Genomic DNA, 965 nt, shown 5'->3' with positions numbered 1-965 from the left:
GCGGGAACTGCGCGCTGCGCCGGTGGCGTGGTCGCTCGTCGGCGCGGCGGCCGGCCTGCTCCTGCTGAGGAGTGACCGAGTGCGCGCGCTGTCGGGAGTCGTCCTGGTCGCTGCGGCCGGGGCCGCGCTCGCCCTGACCTCCGTCGTCGTGTCCGCGCCCGGAGACCACCCGCAGGCGCTCCGCTCGGCCGCCGAGGACCGCGCCGAGACGGTCGTCACGGTCCGCGTCGACACGGGAGCACGACCGCTTCGCACCGGCGGGGTCTGGTTCGAGGCGACGGCGCTGCGGATCGGAGACGAGGCGGTGGCGGCTCCGGTCCGCGTCCTGCTGGCCGAGCCGGGCGGGCGCCTCCCGGTCGCCTCCGAGCTCGTGCTCGAGGCGCGCGCGGGGCCGGGAGAGGGGGCCGTCGGCGAGGCGACCCTGCTCACCGCCTCGAGGATCGTGGAGCGGCGCGGACCGGAGGGTGCGGCCGCGGTGGCGGAGCTTCTCCGCTCGAGCTTCCTTGAGCGGGCGGCTCGGGTCGGCGGCGATGTCGCGGGACTGCTGCCGGGACTCGCCACCGGCGACACGTCCGCGCTCGACGCGGGGCTCGAGGAGGACATGCGCACCGCCTCCCTCACCCACCTCACCGCGGTCTCGGGGGCGAACTGCGCGGTCGTCGTGCTGGCCGGATGGATGGTCGCGGCGCTCCTCGGCGCAGGCCGGCGCCTCCGGACCGTTGCGGCGCTCGCGGTGCTCGGCGCTTTCGTCGTGCTCGTGACACCGGAGCCGAGTGTGGTGCGGGCGGCGGTGATGGCGACCGTCGTGCTCCTCGCTCGGCTCGGCCGGCGTTCGGGAGCGGCAGTGCCGGCCCTGCTGGCGACGGTCGTCCTGCTCGTGGTCGCCGATCCGCCGATCGCGGGGCGACTCGGCTTCGTGCTCTCGGTCCTCGCGACCGCCGGGCTCCTGCTGCTGGCCGAGCCGA

General features: G+C 76.7%; 1 protein-coding gene. It reads left to right on the top strand.

Annotated features, from left to right (window positions below; translation table 11 throughout):
- The coding region (locus tag ACH61_RS17135; protein WP_201787632.1) for a ComEC/Rec2 family competence protein at window positions 1–965 on the top strand (965 nt) is incomplete at both ends.

Source organism: Rathayibacter tanaceti, from assembly GCF_001634385.1.
Taxonomy (GTDB): Bacteria; Actinomycetota; Actinomycetes; order Actinomycetales; family Microbacteriaceae; genus Rathayibacter; species Rathayibacter tanaceti.
The sequence above is the reverse complement of the archived record's forward strand: the minus strand, read 5'-3'. Positions and strand labels throughout refer to the sequence as shown.